The sequence below is a fragment of the Streptomyces sp. NPDC037410 genome, from assembly GCF_055602235.1.
Map to the genome: position 1 here is coordinate 106,056 of NZ_JBVJWR010000011.1, position 22,101 is coordinate 128,156.

The 22,101-nt window shown below is 72.8% G+C and carries 21 protein-coding genes and 2 pseudogenes; 14 read left to right on the top strand and 9 right to left on the bottom strand.

What is annotated here, in order from left to right; translation table 11 throughout:
* Positions 1–273: 273 nt before the first annotated feature.
* Positions 274–2,259, top strand: a complete 1,986-nt coding sequence (fusA, locus tag ACZ7HT_RS19965; protein WP_471167345.1) for an elongation factor G — start codon at positions 274–276, stop codon at positions 2,257–2,259.
* A gap of 13 nt (positions 2,260–2,272) precedes the next feature.
* Here the strand turns inward: fusA and ACZ7HT_RS19970 are convergent, their stop codons facing one another.
* Positions 2,273–3,181, bottom strand: coding sequence for an oxidoreductase (locus ACZ7HT_RS19970; RefSeq protein ID WP_471167347.1), 909 nt, complete (start codon positions 3,179–3,181; stop codon positions 2,273–2,275).
* Positions 3,182–3,254: 73 nt separating this feature from the next.
* On the opposite strand from ACZ7HT_RS19970, the gene ACZ7HT_RS19975 reads away from it, so the two are divergent.
* Positions 3,255–4,244 carry an ArsR/SmtB family transcription factor gene (locus tag ACZ7HT_RS19975; RefSeq protein WP_471167350.1) on the top strand — a complete coding sequence of 330 codons (990 nt, stop codon included), beginning with the start codon at positions 3,255–3,257 and terminating at the stop codon, positions 4,242–4,244.
* Positions 4,245–4,253: 9 nt separating this feature from the next.
* Here ACZ7HT_RS19975 and ACZ7HT_RS19980 read toward each other — a convergent pair.
* A pseudogene (locus ACZ7HT_RS19980) lies at positions 4,254–4,691 on the bottom strand (ATP-binding protein); the annotation flags it as partial.
* 149 nt (positions 4,692–4,840) lie between these two features.
* Here ACZ7HT_RS19980 and ACZ7HT_RS19985 point away from each other — a divergent pair.
* The 4 genes from ACZ7HT_RS19985 (at position 4,841) to ACZ7HT_RS20000 (ending at position 7,589) form a co-directional block, all read left to right on the top strand.
* On the top strand, positions 4,841–5,674 hold the full coding sequence (locus ACZ7HT_RS19985) for a helix-turn-helix domain-containing protein (RefSeq protein ID WP_471167353.1): 834 nt from the start codon (positions 4,841–4,843) through the stop codon (positions 5,672–5,674).
* Positions 5,671–5,910, top strand: coding sequence for a DUF397 domain-containing protein (locus tag ACZ7HT_RS19990; protein WP_471167355.1), 240 nt, complete (start codon positions 5,671–5,673; stop codon positions 5,908–5,910). Before ACZ7HT_RS19985 ends, ACZ7HT_RS19990 begins: the two co-directional genes overlap by 4 nt.
* Positions 5,911–6,027: 117 nt before the next feature.
* Positions 6,028–6,720, top strand: a complete 693-nt coding sequence (locus tag ACZ7HT_RS19995; protein WP_471167358.1) for a DUF4232 domain-containing protein — start codon at positions 6,028–6,030, stop codon at positions 6,718–6,720.
* An 86-nt stretch (positions 6,721–6,806) separates the two neighbouring features.
* Complete coding sequence (locus ACZ7HT_RS20000) at positions 6,807–7,589, top strand: SDR family NAD(P)-dependent oxidoreductase (protein WP_471167360.1); 783 nt, start codon at positions 6,807–6,809, stop codon at positions 7,587–7,589.
* A gap of 17 nt (positions 7,590–7,606) precedes the next feature.
* Here ACZ7HT_RS20000 and ACZ7HT_RS20005 read toward each other — a convergent pair whose 3' ends face one another.
* From ACZ7HT_RS20005 to ACZ7HT_RS20025, 5 genes and pseudogenes are all read right to left on the bottom strand, one after another.
* Positions 7,607–8,506, bottom strand: a complete 900-nt coding sequence (locus ACZ7HT_RS20005) for an SUKH-3 domain-containing protein (RefSeq protein WP_471167362.1) — start codon at positions 8,504–8,506, stop codon at positions 7,607–7,609.
* Positions 8,503–8,898 carry a YwqJ-related putative deaminase gene (locus ACZ7HT_RS20010; RefSeq protein ID WP_471167365.1) on the bottom strand — a complete coding sequence of 132 codons (396 nt, stop codon included), beginning with the start codon at positions 8,896–8,898 and terminating at the stop codon, positions 8,503–8,505. Before ACZ7HT_RS20010 ends, ACZ7HT_RS20005 begins: the two co-directional genes overlap by 4 nt.
* A complete protein-coding gene (locus tag ACZ7HT_RS20015) occupies positions 8,891–9,355 on the bottom strand; it encodes an SUKH-3 domain-containing protein (protein WP_471167367.1) in 465 nt (154 codons plus the stop codon). Before ACZ7HT_RS20015 ends, ACZ7HT_RS20010 begins: the two co-directional genes overlap by 8 nt.
* 18 nt (positions 9,356–9,373) lie before the next feature.
* A complete protein-coding gene (locus ACZ7HT_RS20020) occupies positions 9,374–9,826 on the bottom strand; it encodes a YwqJ-related putative deaminase (RefSeq protein ID WP_471167713.1) in 453 nt (150 codons plus the stop codon).
* 108 nt (positions 9,827–9,934) lie between these two features.
* Positions 9,935–11,143, bottom strand: a pseudogene (locus ACZ7HT_RS20025) (WXG100-like domain-containing protein); the annotation flags it as partial.
* A gap of 221 nt (positions 11,144–11,364) precedes the next feature.
* On the opposite strand from ACZ7HT_RS20025, the gene ACZ7HT_RS20030 reads away from it, so the two are divergent.
* The 8 genes from ACZ7HT_RS20030 (at position 11,365) to ACZ7HT_RS20065 (ending at position 20,243) form a co-directional block, all read left to right on the top strand.
* A complete protein-coding gene (locus tag ACZ7HT_RS20030) occupies positions 11,365–11,763 on the top strand; it encodes a hypothetical protein (RefSeq protein ID WP_471167370.1) in 399 nt (132 codons plus the stop codon).
* Between the two features lie 68 nt (positions 11,764–11,831).
* Positions 11,832–14,081, top strand: a complete 2,250-nt coding sequence (locus ACZ7HT_RS20035) for a hypothetical protein (protein WP_471167373.1) — start codon at positions 11,832–11,834, stop codon at positions 14,079–14,081.
* Between the two features lie 29 nt (positions 14,082–14,110).
* A complete protein-coding gene (locus ACZ7HT_RS20040) occupies positions 14,111–15,385 on the top strand; it encodes a hypothetical protein (RefSeq protein ID WP_471167375.1) in 1,275 nt (424 codons plus the stop codon).
* Complete coding sequence (locus ACZ7HT_RS20045; protein WP_471167378.1) at positions 15,385–16,749, top strand: serine/threonine protein phosphatase; 1,365 nt, start codon at positions 15,385–15,387, stop codon at positions 16,747–16,749. Before ACZ7HT_RS20040 ends, ACZ7HT_RS20045 begins: the two co-directional genes overlap by 1 nt.
* The gene (locus tag ACZ7HT_RS20050) at positions 16,746–17,918 is read left to right on the top strand and encodes a protein kinase domain-containing protein (RefSeq protein ID WP_471167381.1); all 1,173 of its coding nucleotides are present in this window, start codon (positions 16,746–16,748) and stop codon (positions 17,916–17,918) included. The genes ACZ7HT_RS20045 and ACZ7HT_RS20050 overlap by 4 nt, the downstream gene beginning before the upstream one ends.
* A gap of 55 nt (positions 17,919–17,973) precedes the next feature.
* Complete coding sequence (locus ACZ7HT_RS20055; RefSeq protein ID WP_471167384.1) at positions 17,974–18,684, top strand: vWA domain-containing protein; 711 nt, start codon at positions 17,974–17,976, stop codon at positions 18,682–18,684.
* Positions 18,681–19,253 (top strand): hypothetical protein, encoded by a 573-nt coding sequence (locus ACZ7HT_RS20060; RefSeq protein ID WP_471167386.1) that lies wholly within the window; start codon positions 18,681–18,683, stop codon positions 19,251–19,253. Before ACZ7HT_RS20055 ends, ACZ7HT_RS20060 begins: the two co-directional genes overlap by 4 nt.
* A 36-nt stretch (positions 19,254–19,289) precedes the next feature.
* A complete protein-coding gene (locus ACZ7HT_RS20065) occupies positions 19,290–20,243 on the top strand; it encodes a hypothetical protein (protein ID WP_471167389.1) in 954 nt (317 codons plus the stop codon).
* A 27-nt stretch (positions 20,244–20,270) separates the two neighbouring features.
* Here ACZ7HT_RS20065 and msrB read toward each other — a convergent pair whose 3' ends face one another.
* Complete coding sequence (gene msrB, locus ACZ7HT_RS20070; RefSeq protein ID WP_471167392.1) at positions 20,271–20,675, bottom strand: peptide-methionine (R)-S-oxide reductase MsrB; 405 nt, start codon at positions 20,673–20,675, stop codon at positions 20,271–20,273.
* Between the two features lie 14 nt (positions 20,676–20,689).
* On the bottom strand, positions 20,690–22,081 hold the full coding sequence (gene murC, locus ACZ7HT_RS20075) for a UDP-N-acetylmuramate--L-alanine ligase (protein ID WP_471167395.1): 1,392 nt from the start codon (positions 22,079–22,081) through the stop codon (positions 20,690–20,692).
* Positions 22,082–22,101 lie beyond the last annotated feature (20 nt).

Genomic DNA, 22,101 nt, shown 5'->3' on the forward strand with positions numbered 1-22,101 from the left:
GTCGCTCGGCCTGTTCGCTTGCCTACACTCCCGTCACGGCGCACCGACCGGTGCCGTCGTGAGACGTCCGACCGAGGGGAGACGACCGTGCGTTGCCGTAGCGCTGCCGCCGTGTCGTCCGCCCGTGCCCGGTACGACGTGATCCTCGCCTCCTCCGCCGAGCGGTGACGGCTGCGCGCCCGTCATCGCCGCCCGTGACGCCGTCACACCCCTGACCGTCGTCCGGGAATCGCGCTGCCCTGTTCTCCACGCAGCAGCGAAAGGCACCACCCCATGCGTATCCGCAATCTCGGCATCCTCGCCCACGTCGACGCCGGCAAGACCACCGTCACCGAGCGGTTCCTCTTCCTGACCGGTGCCACCCACAAGCGCGGCGAGGTCCACGACGGCACGACCGTCACGGACTTCGACCCGCAGGAGCGGGACCGGGGCATCACGATCTTCGCCGCGGCCGTCAGCTGCGACTGGGCGGACCACCGGATCAACCTGATCGACACGCCCGGTCACGTCGACTTCTCCGACGAGGTCGAGCGCTCGCTGCGCGTCCTCGACGGCGCCGTCGCCGTCTTCGACGCCGTCGCGGGCGTCGAGCCGCAGAGCGAGTCGGTGTGGCGCCAGGCCGACCGGCACGGCGTCCCGCGCCTCGCGTTCGTCAACAAGCTGGACCGCGCGGGCGCGGAGCTCGACAGCGCCGTCGAGTCGATCCGTACGCGCCTGGGCACCGTCCCGCTCCCGGTCCAGCTCCCCATCGGGCGCGAGGACGGCTTCACGGGAGTCGTGGACCTGGTCAGGATGCGGGCGTACGTGTGGGCCGACGGCGCCGGCACCTTCGCCGACCTGCCGGTCCCCGACGAGCTCGGGGCCGAGGCGCGGCGCCGCAGGCGAGCCCTGGAGGAGACGGTGGCGGAGCTGCACCCGGGAGCCCTGGAGGAGTTCTGCGCGGAGGGGGCGCTCTCCGCCGGGACCCTCACGGGCGCCCTGCGCGACCTCACCCTCTCCGGGGAGGCGGTGGTCGTGCTGTGCGGCTCGGCGTACCGCAACCGGGGCATCGAGCCGCTGCTCGACGCCGTCGTCGCGTACCTCCCGGCCCCGTCGGACATGCCGCCGGTGCGCGGCGAGGTCCCGGCGGACCCGGAGGCGCCGTTCACCGCGCTCGCGTTCAAGGTGAACGCGACGGCCACCGGCCGCATGACCTACCTCCGCGTCTACGCGGGCACGCTCGGGAAGGGGGACACCGTGCTCGACGCCACCACCGGCCGTACGGAGCGGATCGCCCGCATCCTGCGCGTCCAGGCCGACCGGGCGACCGAGGTGGACGAGGCGCGCGCCGGTGACATCGTCGCCGTCGTCGGTCCGAAGTCCACGCGCGCCGGTGCGACGCTGTGCGCGCCGGGCGCGCCGGTCGTCCTCGAACCGCCGACGACCGCCGACCCGGTGGTCTCGGTCGCCGTCGAGGCGCGCCGCAGCACGGACACGGGCAAGCTCGCGACGGCCCTCGCCCGGATGACGGAGGAGGACCCGTCGCTGGTGGTGCGGTCCGACCCGGAGACGGGCCAGACCGTCCTGTCCGGTCTCGGCGAACTGCACCTGGAGGTCGCGGTGGAGAAGCTGCGGCGCGACCGGGGCCTTGAGGTCACGGTCGGCCGTCCGCAGGTCGCGTACCGGGAGACGGTGACGAAGGGCGTCACGGATCTGCTCTACCGCCATGTCAAACAGGACGGCGGGGCGGGCCAGTTCGCCCACGTCGTCATCGGCGTCGAACCGACGGAAGGGGAGGAGGAGTTCGCGTTCCGTTCGACGGTCACGGGCGGCCGCGTCCCGCAGGAGTACATCCGCGCGGTCGAGGCCGGCTGCCGGGACGCCCTCGTCGAGGGCCCCCTCGGCGGCCACCCGGTGACGGGTGTCCGGGTCACGCTCACGGACGGCGCCACGCATCCGAAGGACTCCTCGGAGATGGCGTTCCGTACGGCGGGCCGCTTCGCCCTGCGCGAGGCGCTCCGCGCGAGCGTGATGACCCTCCTGGAGCCGGTGGCCGAGGTGACGGTCACCGTCCCCGCCGAGTCGGTCGGCTCGGTCCTCGGCGACCTCGCGGCCCGCCGGGGCCGGGTCACGGACCAGACGACCCGTTCCGGTACGGCGGTGGTCTCGGCGACGGTCCCGCTGGCCGAACTCTTCGGCTACGCGTCCCGCCTCCGCGGCCGCACCCAGGGCCGGGGCACGTTCACCACCCGGCCGGCGGGGTACGCCACGGCTCCGTAGAGCCCGTAGAGCCTCACTCGTCATCGGGGCGGAGGGAGCCCAGGACGGCCAGTTCGTCCTGGGAGAGGTGCAGAGCGCCGGCGGCCACGTTCTGGGCGAGGTGGGCGAGGTCGCCGGTGCCGGGAATGGCCAGGACGTGCGGGCCGCGGTGCAGCGTCCATGCCAGCCGGACCTGGGCGGTGCTCACTCCTCGGGCGCGTGCGAGGGCCTGCACCGTGCCGCTGTCCTCGGTGGACGCACCGGCGGTTCGTCCGGTGCCGGCGATCGAGTAGAACGGCACGAACGCGATGCGTTGTTCACCGCACAGGCGCAGCAGTTCCTCCTGTTCGGGTGAGCCGCCGAGGCCGTACATGTTCTGGACGCAGACCACCGGTGCGATGGCCTGAGCCTCGGCGAGGTGGTGGGGACGGATGTTGGACAGGCCCAGGTGACGGATGAGTCCGGCATCGCGCAGTTCGGCGAGCGCGCCGAAGCGATCGGCTATGGAATCGGTGCCGACGATGCGCAGGTTGACCACGTCGAGGTGGTCGCGGCCGAGTCGGCGCAGGTTCTCCTCGACCTGGCCGCGCAGCTGCTCGGGGCGGGCGTGCGGCAGCCAGGCCCCTGAGGGGCCACGGCCGGGGCCGACCTTGGTGGCGATGACGAGATCGTCCGGGTAGGGCGCCAGAGCGCGGTTGATCAGCTCGTTGGCACAGCGCAGCGAGGAGAAGTAGAACGCGGCGGTGTCGATGTGGTTCACGCCGAGCTCGACCGCCCGGCGCAGCACCTTGATCGCCTGGTCCCGGTCGCGCGGGACGGCGTCGGGCGCGAACGCCTCGCCGTGCTGGGGCAGGCGCATCGCGCCGAATCCGATCCGGTTGACGGTGCGGTCGCCGAGCTTCCAGGTGCCCGACGCCGCCGCGGTGATCGTCTGTGAGGTCATGGCGAGATGATCGGCGCGCGATACCCTGGCGAGCCATTGATTCACGCATACCCGAATCCACCGAGGGGCGGTTGTGGTGGCGGAGCTGGCGTTCTCGGCGAACGACCTCGCGCAGGTGCGGTTCGCCGTCTCGCCGATGTGGGAGGTCGCGCCCAGCTTCCGGCTGCTGACATCGACCACCGCGCACCCGGTCCACCAGCCGTGGATCGAGCAGGTGCGGCCCCGCCTGCTGGCCGCCGGCCTGCACCGGGGATGGCTTGCCGAGCTGATCGGCCCCTCCGGCTACGTGCCCGACTTCCTCACCCCGGCCCCCGCAGGACCGGCCCCCACGCCGGAGGCGGAGTGGGAGGCGATCTCGGCCTCGCCACCCGACCGGGTACGCCAGGACCTCGACCACCTCGCCCGCCACCAAGGACATCTCGGCCCACGGCTGTCGAGCCTTCGCGCCGACCCGCCCTCCCGGCTCGCCAAGGTGGCACAAGAGATCGAGACGTACTGGGAGTTGGCGCTCGCCCCCTACTGGGCACGGATCAGAACCGCACTGGACGCCGACGTCTTCCACCGGGCCCGCACCGTCGCCGAGCACGGCGCGGGCCACCTCCTCAACGACCTGCACACCTCGGTGAGCTGGGACGACAACACGCTCACGCTGGCCCGCCGGAAACGCGGCATGCCCCGCCACTCCGCGGGCGCGGGACTGCTGCTGATCCCCTCCGCGTTCACCGGCCCCGGCCCGCGCACCCGGATGCGACCGCCGGACCCGCCACAACTCGCCTATCCGGCCCGTGGCATCGGCACGCTCTGGGAGACACGGCCCGCCACGGCAACCCGCACCCTCGCCCCCGTCCTCGGCCGCTCACGAACCCTGCTGCTGACCGAACTGGAAACCCCGGCCTCCACCACCGAACTCGCCCACCGCACCGGCCTCTCCCCGGCCGGGGCATCCCAATGCCTCACCGCGCTGCGCGAGGCGGGCCTGGTCAGCGCCCACCGCGCCGGCCGCTCCGTCCTCTACGCCCGCACCGCCGCCGCAGAAGCCCTCCTCGAAGCCGCCTCCGCGTGAACGCCGGGGTCGCGGGGTGAGGTCCAGCTCGGCCCGTACGGTCTTCCCGACCGGTACGCGGTCGAGCACCGCCCATCGCGAGGCCAGCGCCTCGACGAGGAGCAGGCCACGCCCGCCCTCGTCCAGGGGCCCCGGGGCGACGGCGGTCGGCCGCCGCTCGCCCCGGGTGTCGGAGACGTCGACCCGGAGCCGCAGCCCCGGCGTGTACGAGAGCGTCAGTTCGAAGTCGCGCCCGGGCACCCGGCCGTGGGTGACGGCGTTGGCGGCGAGCTCGGCGACGAGCAGCCCGACGACGTCGGAGATCTCGGAGCCGTACGGGAGCTGCCAGCGGTCCAGCTGATGGAGAGCCAGCCGACGGGCGAGGCGGGCGCCGCGCGGGGTCGAGCTGAAACGCTGGGTGAACACACGTACGGTGACGGCGGGTTCGCGGGTCACAGGGGAGGTCATGGGGTCAATGTGGCGCCGCCCGGGGCGAGTTACCAGCTCAGAAACTCGTACGCTGCGCCGTGTACGGGTTCACGCTCTGGACTGTACCGGTAACTATCGGTGAACCTTGATGCGTTCAGCGCGAGCACATCGGTACGGGAGGTGGCGGGGTGACGGACGAGGTCCCGAAGGGAAACGAACCGGAGACGTCGGAGAGCCTGAAGGCTTTCGGGGAAGTGGTCAAGGTCTTCCGCAAGAGGGCGGGCCTGACGCAGGAACAGTTCGCCCCGCTGGTGGGCTACTCGGTCCCGACGATCGCTTCGATCGAACAGGGCCGACGACTGCCGTCGAAGAGGTTCGTGGACCGGGCGGAGGAGGTGCTGGAGGCGTTCGGGGTGATCAAGGCGGCGGCGAAGCATCTGACGCGGAGGGCGGGGCTTGCGACGTGGTTCGCGGGGTGGGCGGAGCTGGAGCCGCAGGCGGTGACGCTGGACACCTTCGAGAACCGACTCGTGCCGGGCCTGCTGCAGACGCCGGCGTACGCCAGGACGCTCTTCGAGGAGCAGATCCCGGCGATGGGTGAAGACAAGATCGAGTCGAACATGGTCGCCCGCATGGAGCGGGCGCGCATCCTCACGGAGCACCCGGAGACGATCTTCAGCTTCATCATCGAGGAACACGTACTGCGCCGCGAGATCGGTGGCCCGGAGGTCATGCGCGAGCAGATCGACCACATCCTCGACATCTGCGAGCGACGCAACATCGACATCCAGGTCATGCCGCAGTCACGCGGGCACCATGCGGGTCTCAACGGCCCCCTCCGACTCCTGGAGACCGAGGAGAACGCCTGGTACGCGTACTGCGAGGGCCAGGAGACCGGCCAGCTCATCTCGGACCCCAAAGTGGTCAGCATCCTCCAACAGCGATATGCCAGGATGCGAGCACAGGCTCTGTCCCCTGAGGAGTCCGTGAGCCTGCTGCGGGAGATCCGAGGAGCACTATGAGCACCACTGAACTGGCCTGGTTCAAGAGCAGCTACAGCAGCGGAAGCGGCGACAATTGCGTGGAAGTCGCCCTCTCCTGGCACAAGTCCAGCTACAGCAGCGGCAGTGGTGACGACTGCGTCGAGGTAGCCACCTGCCCCACCACCGTCCACGTCCGCGACTCCAAGAACCCCACCGGCCCCCAGCTCGCCCTGGCGCCCTCCGCCTGGACGGAGTTCCTCGACCAGCTCGGCTGAGGAAGCATCACCTCCATGTCCGCGGTTGGTAACGAGCAGTCCTGCACCGGAATACGGCAGCCACTCCGGTGCAGAATCTGCTCGTCGAGCCATACGCAGGACACACGGGGGATCACCATGCGCGCTGCTGCCCGCACAAGCTGGAAGACGTACGCCCTGGGAGCCGCGGCCGTCGCCGCGCTCCTCTCGTCCACGGCGTGCGGGCCGAGCATGCACGAGGACGGGGCGCCGAGCCCTGCCCCGTCCGGTACCGCGAGCGCGACCGACTCGGCTCAGCCGAGCACCACCCCGAGTCCGAGCCCGTCCACCGAAGCCCCGCAGCCGAGCGCGAGCGACTCCGCGAGCCCGTCCGCCACGGGCTCGGGCAAGGTCCCGGCCTGCGGCGACCATGACGTGTCGATCGGCACGTCGTACTGGGCGCACGACTCGGGCCAGCACCTCCTGATCACGGCCACGAACATCACGGACAAGCCGTGCACCCTCTACAACTACCCGTTCATCACCTTCGGCCGGAACACCGACAGCCCGCTCACGCCGATGGAGTCCCCGGCGAAGGCGGTCGCGACGATCGGGCCGAAGCAGAAGGCGTACGCGGGCGTGAAGCTGTTCCTGGGGGGCGAGAAGACCTCGGGCGGCTACAAGTCGTTCGGCATCGCGTACGCGGACCCGAGCAGCAGCGAGGACGGTTCGCCGATCGACGTCGCGTTCTCCGACGAGGTCCAGTTCGTGAACGTGGGCCAGAACCCGTCGGTCACGTTCTGGAACCTGGACCGCGGTGAGGTCGAGAAGTTCGTCTTCAAGGCCCGGTGACCCCGGGGCCCTTGTGTCAGGATGCGGGGACCGGCCACCTACCGCACACGGGTGGCCGGAGCCGCACGACACGAGGAGCGACTTCCATGAGCACCCCTGCCGACTACCTCTCCGGACTGTTCTCGCTGGATGAGCGCAACGCCCTGGTCACCGGCGGCAGTTCAGGCATCGGCAAGGCCATCGCCGGAGCCCTTGCCCGTGCGGGCGCTCGGGTGGTGATCCTGGCGCGCAAGGAGGCCGAGCTCGTCGCGACCGTCGACGAGCTGACGGCCGACGGCTACCGGGCGGCCTGGGTGAGCGCGGACCTGAGCACCCGGGAGGGCATCAAGGCGGGGGCGGAGGCAGCGGCGGCGGTGTTCGGGGAGCCGGACATCCTGGTGAACTCGGCCGGCATCAACCTCCGTCCGCCGTTCGGCGAGCTGGGCGACGAGGTGTGGGACACGACGATGACCGTGAACCTGGAGGCGCCGTTCCAGCTCGGCCGGCGCTTCGGGCCCGGCATGGCCGAGCGGGGCTTCGGCCGGATCATCCACATCACCTCGCAGCAGGCGCACCGCGCGTTCGTGCAGAGCGGGGCGTACGGGGTGTCCAAGGGCGCCCTGGAGTCGCTGGCACGCTCGCAGGCCGAGGCCTGGTCCCCGTACGGCGTCACCGCCAACACCCTGGTCCCCGGCTTCGTCATGACGCCGCTCAACCAGCGCCTCTCCTCCGACCCGGAGAAGGTCGCCGCCCTGGCGGCCCGCACGATGGTCGGCCGCAACGGCCTGGCCGAGGACTTCGCGGGCGCGGCCGTCTTCCTGGCGAGCACCTCGTCGGCGTACGTGACGGGCCAGTCGCTGTTCGTGGACGGCGGGTTCTCCGTGCACTAGGGCAGGCCCTAGGCGGGTCAAGCCCCGGCGTCCGCCCAGGTCGCGAGGCTCTGCGCGGCGGCCTCCAGGGCCTTCGCCAGGGGGTCGGACGCCGCGGACAGCGCGGCCGACAGGGTCAGGGCGGGGCCGTCGGTCCCGCGGCTCACGGTCACGGCGCAGGTGACCGTCGACGACGGGCCCTGCACGCCGGGCGGTGCGGACACCGTCAGGGTCAGTTCGCAGGAGCCCGCGCGTGCGCCGGCCGCGTCGAGCCGGGCCGTCATCGCCTCGGTGAGCGGCTCGGCGTTGTCCTCAAGGGCCCCCGGGCGCAGCCGGAACTCCTCGTCCACGGCCACGACGCCGATCCCCCGCAGGGTGGCTGCCCGCAGGTGCAGCGCGCGGGTGCTGAACACGCCCGCGCTGTGCAGGACGTAGACGGCGACGAGCGCGGCCCGCACCGCGCCGTCGAGCCCGTTCGCCCGGTCGGACAGCGGGATGTGCCACCGGGGCGGGCGGAGCCGTACCGGCGCGACGCCGTGGGCGAGCGCCGTCAGCCCGTCGCGGACCGTCTCGCCGAGGAGCCAGGGCCCGCCGGGGCCGAGCATCAGGAGCCGGCCCTGCGCGTCGACCGCGAGCGGCGCGTCCGTGTCCGTACGGCCGAGCGGGAAGAGCCGTACGCCGAGGGAATCGGCGAGCCCGTTCAGGGACGGGACGTCGAAGCGGGCCTCGCGGGGATCGACGACGCTGCCGACGGCGGCGACCTCCCGGCCGCCGGTCGCGGCGGGCAGGACGGTGAGGCCGTGGAACTCGCGCACGGCCCGCTCGGCGGCGGGGAAGAGCTCCGCGCCGGTGGTCACCGCGACGAGCACGGCCAGCATGGCGGCGTCCCCGGCGTCGCGTCCCGGCCGCCAGCCCGCTTCCGTCAGTACGTCGCTCATGCCTGGTCGTGGAGGACCGCGATCCCCAGCCGGTCGAGGAGCGCCGTGCAGGAGCGGCAGACGTCCGCCTCGGTGCCGTGTTCGGGGTCGCCGTGCGGGCGGACCTTGCGGGCGACGATCGCCGCGCCGGCGAAGTGCGGGACGGCCTCGTCCAGGGTGGCGGTGCGGCCGTCGCCGCGCTGCCGGTCGAAGCCGAAGAGCTCGTCGGAGACGAGGGCGGACTCGGCGCAGTAGCCGATGAAGGGCTCGCGCAGGGCCGGCGGGAGCCCGTCGAAGAACGCCTGCACCGCCGGGTGGAGCTGCGGCTCGCCGTCGCCCGTGAGGTTGGTGTGGCTGGTGATCGTGCCGTGGATGAGCAGCGAGGCCGCCGTACCGGGAATCAGGTCAGACAAAGTAGTCCTCCGCGTCCTGCATGGGGGCGTGGGCGAGGGCGATCATCGCCTCGTACTTGTCGGCGCCCATGTAGTAGCCGCCGGTGTGGTGCAGGTAGAAGAACCGGCCGCGTTCGTCGATGAGGACGGGGGAGCCCTCGGAGCCGTCGAGCCCCACCGGGAAGAGCCGCACGCCGAGGTCGCGGCTCAGTTCGGCGACGTCGGCCGGGGCGGACCCGTAGCCGAGGTACGGGGTGAAGTAGAGGTGGTCCTCGCGTGCGGCGTCGATGGTGAGAGACAGCCCGCCGTGCTCGGCGAGGAACGCGGTCGCGGCCTCGAAGGGCTCCACGGGAAAGCCCGCCTCCCGGTACTGCCCGGTGATCTCGTCGACCATCGCCGGTACGGTGCCGGCGACGTCCCGTCCCGGGAACCATCCGTGTTCCCGGAACCAGGCGTCGACGTCCTCCGGAGTGTTCATGTGCGGCATATGTGCTCCTTATCCGGCGTACGCCATGACACCGGCCATCTCCATCGCCAGCGCGCACGACCGGCACGGCGGCTTGTACTCGCCGTGGCCGAGGGGGTGCGGTTTGATCTGCTCGCCGATCTGCACGCTGTAGACCTGTGAGCCCTTCATGGCGTCGCGGACGTTGTCCACCGAGGTGATCCCGGTGCCGTCGGGGTCCAGCTGCCGTAGCCGGTCCGAGACGAGGTTGGCCTCGGCGCACTTCCCGTGGCCCGCGCCAGGGTAACCGCCCTCCGACTCGATCCGTTCCTTGACCTGATCGTAGATCGACTGCATCGCGGGGTGCAGGTCAGGGGTCTTCTGGCCCGCTCCCTTGGTGGCGCTGGAGTGGCTGGTGACGACGCCGTCGTGCAGGAGGCTCCCGGAGCACGAGCCGTCGAGGAGGTTCGTGCCGGGCGGGAAGTGGGTCTTGGCCAGGTCGATCTGGTGCTTGGGGTCGTCCGGGTTCTTCGGGTCGGCCTTGCGCGCCCTGTCCGCGAGGTCGCGGGCCTCCTGGACGAGGGCCGCGCGCTGCTGCTCGGGCGTGAGGTGACTGACGTCGAGCGGGTCGGTGCGGTGGTGGCGCATGGTGCCGGCGGAGCTGCCGTGCCAGGGCGGGGCCGGGGTGATGCGGCGGCCGCCGGGGTCGTTCCCGGAGCCGCCGTTCCCGGAGCCGCCGGGGGGATTGCCGTTGCCGCCTCCACCGCCTCCTTTCCCGCCGTCGTCGTGGTCGCCCTTGCGCTGGCGGGCGAAGCGGTCGCGGAGGTCGTCGTCGGTGTTCTTGTGGTCGGCGGAGATCTGCTTGACGACCTTGGGCAGGGTCTGGCCGACGTGGTCGCCCATCGACTTCGCGGCCTTGGTCAGGGCCTCCATCGCCTTGTCGGCGATCGGGTCGATCGCGTCGGCGATCGAGTCACGCCCCCGCGTCCGGCCGTGCGCCGTCTTCGCCTTCGTGAGTTTGCCCGTCGTCTTCCCGTGGATCCTCACGCTGACGCCGTCGAGCTGGGTGGAGGCGTGGTCGTGCTCGGCGTGCTCGATGTGGAGGTTCTTCAGGCCACTGCCCTTGGAGCCGCTCCCGCCTCCGGCCGAGGCGAGGTGCATCGCCTCCTTGCCGGACTGCACCCCGTCCTTGAACCCGTCCGTACCGGCCTGCTTGGTCTGGTCGAGGTCCACGCCGTCCTGCAGCCCGATCGCCATCGCGCCCAGTTGCACGACCAGGTCCGCCGCCATGCCCTCCAGGGCGGCCACCGCCGGCTCGGTCAGCGCCGACACGACGTACCCGACGGCCTCCTCCACGCACTCCTTGATCAGCCGCTTGACGACCTCCTGCGTGGCCCGCATCGCCCCCGCGCCGATCAACGACGACAGACCGAACGTCACCGGGATCAGCGAGATCGCGATGCCCGCCTCGGACGCGAGGTAGCCGAGCTGCACCAGGGCCGCCAGCTTCATCCCCTCGACCGCGCCGGCCGCCAGGTCGAGACCGCCCGCGATCGTGCGGGCCGCACCGGCGATGTCCTTGATGTGCTTGGACTTGACCTTCCGCCAGTGCTCGTCGAGGGCGTCGATCGCCTCGCCCTCGCCCGAGGACAGCAGCCGCTCGAAGTGGTTGTTCGCGAGCTGACCGTCGTCCTCCAGGTCGTCCGCGAACTCCCGCAGCGCGTCCGCCATCTCGCGGTACGCGTCCTCGTCGACGTTCGGCCAGGCGACACCGATCAGATCGAGAAGGGTGTCGGCCCAGTCCGGAACCGTGACAGCCACGTTCCATTCCCCCCGTTGCAGACCGTTTGCAATTCCGAACAGTCCTACCACAAGGACCATGTGACGGTCAGTCTGCTCCACCACACGGAACCGGCCACTCGCGCCCCTTTCGACCCCATCGGTTTCGGTCATTCCTCGCCGTCCCTCTGGCAAGAAGAGGCAGGACCACTTGAATGGCCTCACGCGTGTGCGGAGTGCGCGCGGAGCAATCGGGGGTGCACATGGATCCAGTGACCGCCATCGCGGCGGCAGGCGTCGCGCTCGTCGTCAAGGGTGCGCTTGAGGCCACCGGCCAGGAGGCCGGGCGGAGCGGCTGGAGCGGCGGCGCACGGCTCGTCGAGCGGATCCGGGCGCGGTTCCGCGGGGACACGGAGGCCGAGACCGCGCTGGAGCGCGTGACGGACGCTCCGGACGACGAGTCCGGACAGCAGGACCTGGAGCGGATGCTCGCGGCCCACATGCTGCGGGACCGGCAGTTCGAGGAGGACCTGCGGCGCATGGTCGACGAGGCCGTGGCCGCCGGTGGACACGGCGGCCCGCAGGTCAGCGCCGCCCTGATCAAGAACGCCCAGGTCTTCAACGAGAAGGTCGAGATCAAGGGCGACTGGAACATCTCCTGACGGCGTGCTGACGGCGCCGCGCGGCGCCGTCCCGTCATGCCGTCACCCCTCCCGGAAGCCCGTGTGCCATGAGTGAGGAAGTCACCGCCCCGACCGGCGGGACGAGTCCCGAACCCGCTCCGACGCCCCCCGTCTCCCCCTCCCCCGAGCCCGCGACCAGCGCGCCGGAGACGGGGCGGCCGGGGCCCGTGGCGGAACAGGACGGTCCCGTCAGCGAGTCCGACGCACTGCGCTCCCTCGCCGAGGGCAGCGGGACCCACGACCCCGGGCGATCGGAGGCGCAGCGCGCCGGCGCCATCGCGGACCTGATCGCCCAGCGCCTCAGCGCCGACGCCTCCGGGACCCGGATCGGCACGCTGGCGCTCTTCAACGACACCGTCAGCTTCGGCGGCGGGTTCCACACGGACGGCGGCCGGCGGCACCGCGAGCGGGCCGTCGCGGGCGAGGGCTCCGTGCTGCCGCTGGACTCCGCCGAACTGGACGACCACACCGCACGGTTCGTCCAGCCACCGGAGTACGGCTCCGCGCTGGGCGTCCTGCGCGAGCGCCGCCTCCTCTTCCTCACGGGCCCCACGGGCAGCGGACGCGAGGCCACGGCGGTCAACCTGCTCGCCGAGGCGCTGGCCCTGTCGGGCGCCGACGGCGGCGGGATCTGCCACCGGCTCCTGGACGCGGCCGCCCTGCTCGAACCCGGGTGGGAGCCCCCGGTGCCCGACAGCGGATACCTCGCCCACGTCGAGGACGGGCCGGCGGGCGCGCGTGGCTTCGACGCGCTCCCCCGGCTGCTGCCCGCCGTGACGGCCGCCCTGAAGTCACGGGGGTGTCATCTGGTGCTCACGGGCGGCCAGGACCTCGCCGTCGCCGTGCGCGGCGACGGCGGCAGCGCGGGCGTCGCCCATGTCCTCGCCCCCGTCGACGCCCTCACCATCCTCGAACGGCGGGTCCTCGGCCACGGCGCCGCCCCGGACGCGCACGCCGAACTGCGGGCCCGGCTCGTCTCGGGCGGAGTCGTCGACACCCTCCGGGAGCTCCCCGCCGCACGGCACGCCGCACGGCTCGCCGCCGACATCTCCGCCGGCCGTGACGTGGCCGCGGCGGCCGCGGCACTGCGGGACCCCAGCGACCAGGTCCGGGCCTGGTTCGACCGGCACCGGAACCCCGACGCGGTGGCCTTCGCGCTCGCCGCGGCCGTCCTGGAGGACAGCGGCTACCTGACCGTCGCCGAGGCCGCGGTGAAACTGCGGGACTCCCTCTCCACACCCGAACCCGCGCCCCCGGACGTACGGTTCAGGGACCGGCTCGCCGACGAACAGCAGTGGATCAGGCTCGACACCACGGGCGGCGGCGCGCCGCGGGTCCGGTTCCGCAGCCCCCTGCTCGGGCAGGTCGTGCTGCTCTACGCGTGGACGGGGCTCGACGGCTGGCGCGAGGCCCTGCTCTCCTGGCTGCGGCAGCTCCTCGGCCACACCGACCTGGAGGTCCGGGCGCGGGCGGCGGTGGCCGCCGGTGTGTTCGCGTGGGCCGACCACCACTACGCGGTGCACCGCTACCTCACCGGCTGGGCGGCCGGCGAGTCCTGGCCGCTGCGCCAGGCCGCCGCGACGGCCCTCGGGGTGGCCGGCGGCGACGAGGACTCGGCCGAGGCCGTGTGGGCGCTGCTGCACGACTGGGCGCGCGGCGGCAGCTCGGCCCGGGAGCGCAGGCTCGCCGGGACGGCGGCGAACACGGCGGGCGGCATCCTGGGCCGTACCGCGCCCGACCGGGCGGTGGCCGTGCTGCGCGACGCCCTGGACCGCGACGACGACTGGGGGACGCTGCCCTCCGTCGCCTGGGGCGGGGTGCACCTCGTCCACCAGGGACAGGCGGGAGCGCTGCTCGGCGCGTACCTCGACTGGTCCGCGCCACGGGACCTCTCCCCCATGGTGGTGAAGTCGCTCTCCGCCTTCGTCTTCGCGACGACCCGGCCGTACGAGCCCGGCGTCGACGGGCCGGTGGACGGGGTCGCGGGCGTGCCGCTGCTGCTGAGCGGGCTGCCCGCCCACCGGACGGTGCTCGCCGAGTTGTGGGCGCGGTCCCTGGCGCGCCGCCCCGTGCAGGAGACGGCGCTCCTGTCGCTGCGTGACTGGATCGACGTCCACGCCGACCGGGCGGGTCCGGCCGCGTTCGACGCGCTTGGCGGCCTCCTCGCGGACGTCGCCCGCCGCCCGGGCGCACACCGCGAGCGGCTGCTCTGGTGGCTGAACAAGTGGGCGCACGAGCGCGAACGGCCCTCGCGGAACGCGGCGTCGCTGCACGCGCGCCTGTCCCGTACGTCCTGAGCGCACCGACGAGAAGAAGGGAGGAAACCGTGGGAGAGCAGACCTACGACCCGGTGCTGTCCTTCGAGGAGCTGCCCAAGTGGCGGCTGACGAAGCCGGTACGGCCCCCGGAGCCGGGGCGCGCGATCGTCCTGGTGAGGGAGAGCGGCCCGGCGCTCACGATCCGCAGCGGCGAGGAGATCCCGTCGTCGCGCTTCGGGGCGTACAACGGCATGTTCACGGTCGACATGACCGAGCACCGGCTGGTCCTGGACATTCCGCTGCTCAGCCGCGACCCCACGTTCTCCTTCCGCAGCCGGGTCGACCTGGTCTGCCGGGTCGCCGACCCGGTCCAGGTCGTGGCCCGGGGCATCCGGGACATGAGCGCGGCCCTCTTCGGGGCCCTCCGCAGGACGCTCCGCGAGGTCGCGCGGGACTACGACATCGCGGAGTTCCACCAGGCCGAGCGGGCGTTGAACGGGACCATGGCCGGATTCGCCGGCGACGACGCGATCCGGCTGCGGAACGTGCAGGTCGAACTCCTCGTCGACGAGGAGGAGATCGCGACCAGCGGGCGCGCGTTCCGGGACGTCGTACGGGAGACCCGGCTCGCCGGCATGCGGCGCGGACGCCATCTGGACATGATCCGCGAGGAGGGCCTCGACGGTCTGATCGCCGAGATCATGGAGAAGGAGGGGCCCCGGGCCGCGCTCACCTGGATCGAGAAGAACGAGGCCGAGAAGCGCGAGGTGAAGCGCGAGATCATGCGGCTCGTCCTGGAGCGCGGCGACGCGGACCGGGAACCCTTCGAACAGGCCGAGCTGGAGCGCACCGTCCTGGAGGAGGTGCTGCGCGAGAGCGACGGCCTCTTCGACGGCGCCGCCCGCCGCGGCAGGCTCCGCGGCTCCCTCACCCGCGCCCTCGACCCCGCCCCGGCGCCGGACCCCGAGGAGCCCGGCCGCGGAGCACTGCGGGGCGAGGCCGTACGGAGGGAGAGCACGGGATACGCACGGGACGCGGACGGCCCCGCCGAGGGGTACGGCGGTGGTCGGGCGGAGGGGCACGGCACCAGTCGGGTCTCGGGACGCGCGGCGGACGGCGGACGGGACGGGTACGGCGTACGGGGCGGCGGCCCCGGCTCGTCCGCGGGACCGCGTTCCGGGCCGCCGAAGGACGAGCCGCTGCCCGAGGGCGGCGACTCCCCCGGGTACGTGCCGCCGGCGGCACGACCGGCCGACGCTCCGGCGGACCCGTCCGCGCCGCGGGTGAGCCGGGTGCGGGGCACGACGAAGCGGGACACCACGAAGCGGGACGAGGAGCGCTGATGGCCGACCACGAGCGCAGGGCACGGCACGCCGTCTCCCCCCACCCGCACGGGACCGGGAAGCCGCCTGTCGGGCCGCCGGGACCACCGCCGCCGCCGGGGCCTCCCGGGCCGCCCCCGCCGATGGCGCCGCCCGGACCGCCGCCGCCCCCGGCAGGGCCGGTGTCCGCCGCCCCGCCGCAGCCGTCGGCCCCGACGGGCGAGACGGGCCCGTCGGTTCCGGCACCTCCGACGGGCGCCGCGGACGCCCTCGTACCGGTGGCGCCGCCCGAGCGGCCGACGCCGCCGCCCCAGGCGATCTGGGCGACCGACGGCGCCACGCGGGGAGTGCAGGCGCTCTCGGTGTGGACCGAGCGGGTCTCCGGCCACGGCGAGGACGCCGAGCCGTTCGTCGTCCACCACTGGGACACGCACCAGGGCCTGGTCGCCGTCTTCGACGGCTCCGGCGGCGCGGGCGCGGCCCCCGTCTGGCAGGACGCGGACGGCGTCTGGCACACCGGGGCCTGGGTCGGCGCCCGCGTCGCCCGGCTCGCCACGGACTGCTGGTTCCGCGAGGTCGCCGACGACAACGAGCCGCTCGGCCCGGAGAGCCTCCACGAGTACGTGTCCTGGTTCCTGGCCAAGGCCCCGCAGCGGCGCAGCAAGATCGGCGGCACCATGCGCCGCCAGCTGCCCACGACCCTGGCGGCCGTCCACTACCGGGTCCGCACGGAGGACTGGGCGGTCGAGTTGCGCCCGCTGTGGGCGGGCGACTCGCGCGCGTACGTGCTCACGGCGACGGACGGACTGCAGGTCCTCACCCGGGACCACACCCGCGAGAGCGACGCCCTGGAGCTGCTGCGGACCGATCCGCCCATGACCAACGTGATCTGCGCGGACCGGGAGTTCACCGTCGACACCCAGCACCTCGCCTCCTTCGGGATGCCGTGCGTGCTCGTCGCCGCGACCGACGGGTACTTCGGCTACGTCGACACGCCCGCCGACTTCGAGCACCTGCTGCTGCGCACCCTCGGAGAGGCGGGCAACGAGTCCGAATGGGCCGACCTGCTGCGCCGCTCGGTGCAGCGGTACACGGGGGACGACGCCTCGCTCGCGCTGGTCGCCCTCGGCCACGGCGACTTCGGCGAGCTGCGCGCGTCCTTCGAGCGACGCTACCGGGAGCTGACCGAAAGCCTCCGGCGGCACCGTCCGGCCGTCCTCGACCGCGCCCCCGGCCGCCCCGGCGACGAGGGAGCGGCGGGCGCGGCAGCGGAGGACCCGCGGGACGCCCACGCCCGTGTCCGCGCCTGGCAGGACGACAGCTGGCAGGCGTACCGCACCGGCTACGAGACCCATCTGCCGTCCGCATCCGAGGAGCGCCGATGAAGAAGGGTGACACGATCGCGGGATACCGCATCGTCACCGATCCGACCAACCTCAACGGGGGCAAGTGCATCTGGGCCTTCGCGGAGAAGGGCGGGGAGCAGTACTTCGTCAAGCGGTTCCTCGAACCGAAGCGTCCGCGCGACGACGCGGAGGACTCCAGGAGCGTCCGGATCCGCCGCGCCGTCGCCAAGGAGTTCGAGGAGCGGCACCGCACGATCATGAAGCGGCTGCGTGCGGACCGGCTCGGGGGCGGCAACATCGTGGCCGCCACGGACTTCTTCCACGAGGGCAGCACGTACTACAAGGTCACGGAGCGCATCGACACCACCAGCCTGGACAGGCCGCAGGGTCTTGAGCCGAACCAGAAGGCGGTCCTGCTCAAGACCCTGGGCACCAGCCTGAAGATGCTGCACGACTTCGGCATCGTGCACGGCGACCTCAAGCCGCTGAACGTCCTGATCCAGAAGCGGGAGGGGGCCGCGTTCCACGTCGCGAAGCTCATCGACTTCGACGACTCCTACGAGTCCGGCAACCCGCCGACAGCGCTCCCCGGCGACTCCGCGTACGGCGCGCCCGAGTGGCTCCGGTACCAGAAGGGCGACGGGACGGTGGCGCCGAAGGACCTCACCTGCGCCGTCGACGTCTTCGCGCTCGGGCTGATGACCCATGAGTACATGACGGGTGAACTTCCCTCGTACGACGCCCGGTTCGACTCCCCCGCGGAGGCGGTGAACGCCGGGGAGGAACTGCGGTTCGACCCGCGGCTCTCCGACGAGCTGCTCGGCCTGCTGCGCCGGATGACGGCCGCCGATCCACGCCTGCGCCCCGGTGTGGGCGTCTTCCTGGAGACGCTCGCCGACTCCGGCGTGTGCACGCTCCAGCACCGCAGGCCGGGCAGCACGGCGCCGGGCGGCGCCGCTCCGGCCGCCCCGAGCTCCTCGCCCACGTCGCGGGTCAGCCGTGTACGGAAGAGTTCCGGTTCGCGGAGGGAGCGGCCGGACCCCACCCCGCGGCCCGCCGAGGCCGCCCCGGCGCCCGCACCGGCCCCTGCCCCTGCCCCTGCCCCTGCTCCTGCTCCTGCTCCTGCTGCGGAGCCCGCACCCGCACCCGGTGTGTCCCGTGTCCGCATCAACCTCGGCGGTCGCGGCGGCGACCGCCGAACACCCTGACGCCGCCTGACACCCCCCGGTACCCCCTGACACCCCTGACTGAGGAGAACCACTCATGACCGACGCCCGCGGGCAGTACCAGGGCAATCTGCAGTACGCCGTCGACATCGCCCTCTGCATCGACGCGACCGGCAGCATGTACCCCGTCCTCGACGCGGTGAAGTCGAGCGCCCTCCAGTTCCACCAGCGCCTCGACGACGTGATGGCGAAGAAGGGCAAGTCCATCAGCCAGCTGCGGCTGAAGGTCATCGCGTTCCGCGACTTCGGCGACGACCCGGACAGCGCCATCGAGGAGACCGACTTCCTCCGGCTCCCGGACCAGGCCCGGGAGTTCGAGCAGTTCGTCGCCGCCATCGACGCGACGGGCGGCGGCGACATCCCGGAGTCCGGCCTCGAAGCCCTCGCCCTGGCGATCAGCTCCCCCTGGGAGACGGGCCTCGACCGGCGCCGCCACGTGATCGTGATGTTCACCGACGCTCCCGCCCACGCCCTCGGCACGGTCGGCGCCGACACGCACACCTACCCCCGGCACATCCCGCGCAGCCTCGACGACCTGTTCGAGCAGTGGGGGTACGAGCGGAGCCAGACCTCGGTGATGGAGCAGTCCGCCAAGCGCCTCGTCCTCTTCGCCCCGGAGGAGACCCCCTGGTCCGACCCGATCGCCGAGGAGTGGGACCTCACCCTGCACTTCGCCTCCAAGGCGGGCGAGGGCCTGGAGGAGTTCGAGATGGACGAGATCATCGAGACGATCGCGAACAGCCTGTGACGATCCTGGCCTGGGAGGGCTTCCGCGTGGTGGCGAACCCCGCGGGCCTGGAGTTCTCCTGGCCCGGCGGGGGCGTCTTCGAGGTCGAGACGGCGCGCTGCGTGTCGGCCTCGCTGCACCCGTCGGACGGCCGGGAGGGCGAGCGACTGGTGTTCGAGTTCCGCTTCCTGGACGGCGCGCCGGCCGAGTCGGCGCTCGCGCTGCGCACGGAGGTCCCCCCGAGCCGCCTTGAGGACGCCCGGCGCTTCGTCGCCCTGCTCTGGTCCGAGCATTCCATTCCGGACCGCCCGGCGTCCGCGCCGGGGGGGCACGGCGGCCCGGTCCGCGCGCCCGGGCCCACGGCCTCCCCCGGGCCCGCGCCCTCACCCCGGCCCACGCCGTCACCCGCGCCTCCGGCGGGCCCCGCGGCCCCGGTCGCGACCGCGGTCGGTACGCCGACCCCTACCTCGGACAGGGCGGTCCTGGCGCGGGTACGCGAAGGACCCCGCTGGATCGTCAACCCGGTGGGCCCGGGTACGGAGGAACTCTTCCGTTACGTGATGGCACGCCCGGACATCGACGAAGACTGACACAGGACACGGACAGCAGAGAGAGGGACGACAGGCGTGGCGGGCTCGGCCGACTGGCGATGCGCGGACTGCGACAGCAACAACGGGGCGGAACACAGGGCCTGCACGACCTGCGGCTCGAACCGCCGCACGAAGCTGCCGCCGCCCGCCGCGCCCCCGCGTCCCGCGGCCAAGCGCCCCACGCCCAAGCGGACCCCGCCGAAACCGGCCTCGTCCGGCTCGTCGTCCTCGGGGACGACGCCGCCGAAGGCCACGCCCAAGCCGGCCCCCGCCAAGAAGGCCACGCCCAAGCCCACGCCCAAGCCCGCGCCGAAGCGGCCGACGCCCCGCCGGACCACGCCGACCACTCCGACCACCCCGACCCGGCCGCGCACCGGCACGTCAGGGGGCGCGGGGTCCACCGGGTCCCGTCCGACGGGCGTCTTCTATCCGCCGCCGAGCACGGGCGGCTACACCCCGGAGTACACCCCGCCCGCCCCGCCGCCCCCGCGGCCCGCGGCGCCCCGCCCCGTGTACACGCCGCCGAGCCGGCCTCCGAAGGAGAAGGGCTGTGGGATGGGCTGTCTGGGCATCGTGGGCGCCGTCCTGCTTGTCGGGTTCCTCGCCAACAGCTGCTCCGGGGTGCTCGACTCGCTGAGCCCGGACGACTCCGAGCCGACGGCCCGGCCGAGCAGCACCGCCGCCTCCTGCCCGTCCCGCATCGCGGCCGAGCTCCCGGGCGGTGAGGGAGCCGAGCTCGTCGAGGCGTTCCGTACGAAGAACAAGCGGATCACGCTCTGCCGGACGGCCGCGGGGAAGCTCTTCTACTTCGGCGAGTTCAGCGACCAGCGGGAACCGGGCATCGCCATGAAGGCGGTGAAGACGAGCGGGGGGTACGAGGCGACGAACAGCCCGTACCGCTACGTCATCCGCGGCGGCGCGGTGACCGTCTACCAGTCGGGCACCCGCATCGGCCACGAGGAGCTCACCCCGGAACCGCATCCGAGCTGAGCCCCTCGCGCCCGCCGCCGCCCCGTACTACTCGGTGGGTTCGAGCCGCAGCGAGATCGAGTTGATGCAGTAGCGCTGGTCCGTCGGGGTCGGGTAGCCCTCGCCCTCGAAGACATGGCCCAGGTGGGAGCCGCAGCGGGCGCAGCGGACCTCGGTGCGGATCATGCCGTGGGAGGTGTCCGCGACGAGCTCGACGGCCTCGCTGTCCTTCGGATCGAAGAAGGACGGCCAGCCGCAGTGCGACTCGAACTTCTCGTTCGACGTGAAGAGCTCCGCCCCGCAGGCGCGGCAGGAGTAGACGCCCTTCGTCTTCGTGTCGGTGTACTCACCGCGGAACGCGGGCTCCGTGCCGGCCAGCCGGAGCACCTGGTACTCCGCCGGGCTCAGCTGCGCCTGCCACTCCTCGTCCGGCTTCTCGACCTCGTACGCCATCGTTGTCCCACTCCTCAGTTCGACAGGCGGGCGAGGATCTGCGGACCGAGGTCCGTGACGTCGCCCGCGCCCATCGTGAGAACGAGGTCGCCGGGGCCGGCCATTCCCGCGACGACGTCCGGGACGGCGGTCTTGTCGTGGACGGGCGTGACGTCGGCACCGGCTGCGCGGGCCGCCGTGATGATCAGCTCGCTGGTGACGCCCGGGATCGGGTCCTCGCGGGCCGGGTAGACGTCGAGGACGACGGAGGCGTCCGCGAGGGCCAGCGCGTCGCCCATCTCCTTGCCCAGCTCCTGGGTGCGGGAGAAGAGGTGCGGCTGGAAGACGACGAGGAGACGGGAGGCCCCGGCGGCGCCGCGCATGGCCTCCAGGTCGGCGGTCATCTCGGTGGGGTGGTGCGCGTACGAGTCGATGACCTGCACGCCCTTGGCCTCGCCCTTGAGCTGGAGGCGGCGGCCGACGCCGGTGTAGGCGGTGAGGGCCTGGGCGAGCTCGGCCGGGTCGATGCCGACGCGGGCGCCGGCGGCGAGGGCCGCGGCGGCGTTGTGCGCGTAGTGGCGGCCGGGGACGGAGACGGTGAAGGCGTGCTCGGCGCCGTCGAGGAGGACCGTCACCTCGCTCTTCATGCCGTTCGGCACGATCTTCAGGATGCGGGCGTCGGAGTCCTCGGACTCGCCGACGGTGATCACGGAGAGGCCGTCGCGGTCCGCGACGCGGCGGGCCAGCTCGCGGGCGCCCGCGTGCTCGCCGACGACCAGGGTGCCGCCGGGGCGGATCTTGGCGGTGAAGGCCTCGAAGGACTCGTAGATCTCGTCCATGGAGGCGTAGTTCGCGTGGTGGTCCAGCTCGACGTTGAGGACGATGGCGACCTCGGGGTCGTACTTCTGGAAGCTGCGGTCGCTCTCGTCGGCCTCGGCGACGAAGACCTCGCCGGCGCCGTGCCGGGCGTTCGTACCCGGACCGTGGAGGTCGCCGCCGATCGCGTACGAGGGGTCGAGGCCGAGCTCGGTGAGGGCGACGGCCAGCATGGAGGTGGTCGTCGTCTTGCCGTGCGTACCGGCGACGGCGATCGCGCGCAGGCCGTCCATGAGGGAGGCGAGCGCGTCGGAGCGGTGGACGACGGGGATGCCGAGCTCGGCGGCGCGGGCCAGCTCGGGGTTGTCCGCGCGGATGGCGCTGGAGACGACGACGGCGGAGGCGTCGTCGGCGAGGTGCTCGGCGGCGTGGCCGATGTGCACGGTGGCGCCGAGGGCGCGCAGCGACTCGGCGGTCGCGGAGTCCTTGGCGTCGCTGCCGGCGACCTTGGCGCCGCGCTGGGCGAGGATCTTCGCGATGCCCGACATTCCGGCACCGCCGATGCCGATGAAGTGCGGCCGTTCCATGGCGGCGGGAATGGCGGGTGCCATGCGGATCTCTCCCCGGGGTG